This window comes from Phycicoccus jejuensis, assembly GCF_000720925.1.
Taxonomy (GTDB): Bacteria; Actinomycetota; Actinomycetes; order Actinomycetales; family Dermatophilaceae; genus Phycicoccus; species Phycicoccus jejuensis.
Genome location: NZ_JOEE01000091.1, coordinates 1 through 219, shown reverse-complemented (window position 1 = coordinate 219; position 219 = coordinate 1). Strand labels below are relative to the sequence as shown.

General features: G+C 74.0%; 1 protein-coding gene. It reads left to right on the top strand.

Going from position 1 to position 219, the window contains the following annotated elements:
* The coding region (locus tag IG69_RS22610; protein WP_169742117.1) for a hypothetical protein at positions 1–219 on the top strand (219 nt) is incomplete at both ends.

Below are 219 nucleotides of genomic sequence, written 5' to 3'. Positions count from 1 at the left end.
GGCGCTGGCTGTGACCGTGCTGGCGGGTTCGTGGATGTGGAGCGCCTGGTCGCCGGTGTGGCTCCTGGTGGCCATGGCCGGTGGTGCGGCGCTGCCGGTCCGGCGCGTGCTGGTCGCGGCGCCGCTCTGCGCGGTGGTGGCCGCGGCCACGTTGTGGCAGTTTCCAGACGAGCGAGGCTCGGTGCTGGTTCAGGGGTTCGTCGTCGCGCTGGCCGGCAC